Here is a 1,298-nt window from a genome sequence, read left to right on the forward strand (position 1 = left end):
TGCATGTCCAAGAATGATGATCCGCAGTTCTGGAGCAATGCTCGCCAGCATCTCATTCGATATGGAGGAAAATTTGAAAACCTCATTATCGAACGCGCGAAAGGAAGCTTTCTTTACGATGCGGATGGACGCGCTATTCTCGATTTTACATCGGGGCAGATGAGCGCGGTTCTTGGGCATTGCCATCCTGATATTTCCAATGTCATTTCAGAATATAGTCGGACTCTTGATCACCTGTTCAGCGGAATGCTGTCGCGCCCGGTCGTGGATCTGGCGACGGCTCTGGCCGAGACTTTGCCCGCAGGTCTCGATAAGGCGATCTTCCTGAGCACGGGCGCTGAATCCAATGAAGCGGCAATCCGGATGGCCAAACTGGTTACCGGAAAATATGAGATCGTGAGTTTTGCCCAGTCCTGGCACGGCATGACGGGAGCGGCAGCATCCGCAACTTACAGCGCCGGCCGTAAAGGCGTTGGTCCTTCAGCTGTCGGGTCTTTCGCCATCCCCACCCCATTTCCCTATCGTCCCCGTTTCGAGAAAAATGGAGCGTATGACTGGGCGGCGGAGCTGGATTACGCTTTCGATCTGGTCGATCGTCAGTCAACAGGAAATCTGGCCGCCTTTATCGCAGAACCCATCCTGAGTTCAGGCGGTATCATCGACCTCCCACTCGGCTACCTCGCGGTCCTCAAGCAGAAATGTCACGAACGCGGCATGCTTCTGATCCTTGATGAAGCCCAGACTGGCGTTGGACGCACCGGGCTGATGTACGCTTTTGAAAGAGACGGCGTTGTGCCCGATATCCTGACACTGTCGAAGACACTGGGAGCAGGGTTGCCCCTTGCCGCCACCATCACCAGCGCGGCTATTGAGGAGAAAGCTCATGAGCGTGGGTATCTCTTTTACACCACCCATGTATCAGACCCTCTTCCTGCCGCTGTCGGGCTGAAGGTTCTGGAGATCGTCAAGCGTGACGGACTGGTTGAGCGCGCGCGGTTTATGGGGGCGCGTCTGGAAGCCGGACTGAAATCCTTGCAACAGCGTTATGAGTGCATCGGGGACATTCGTGGACGTGGACTGCTGCTCGGCATGGAAATCGTTAAGGACCGGGCTTCAAAAGAGGCGGACAATGAACGTGGTGAGGCCATCACCCGCGGATGCATGGACCTCGGTCTGAGCATGAATGTGGTGCAGCTTCCCGGAATGGGGGGCGTTTTCCGCATCGCACCTCCTCTGACCGTCTCCGAAGAGGAAATCGATCTCGGCATCGACCTCCTCGGAAAAGCTATCGAAAAAAC

General features: G+C 55.6%; 1 protein-coding gene. It reads left to right on the forward strand.

Going from position 1 to position 1,298, the window contains the following annotated elements:
• Nucleotides 1-3: 3 nt before the first annotated feature.
• Nucleotides 4-1,298: aspartate aminotransferase family protein (locus FKW31_RS15760; RefSeq protein WP_150179057.1), on the forward strand; the 1,295-nt coding region annotated here is incomplete at its 3' end.

Origin of the sequence: Acetobacter sp. DmW_136 (assembly GCF_008690365.1) — a bacterium.
Classification (GTDB): domain Bacteria; phylum Pseudomonadota; class Alphaproteobacteria; order Acetobacterales; family Acetobacteraceae; genus Acetobacter; species Acetobacter oryzifermentans.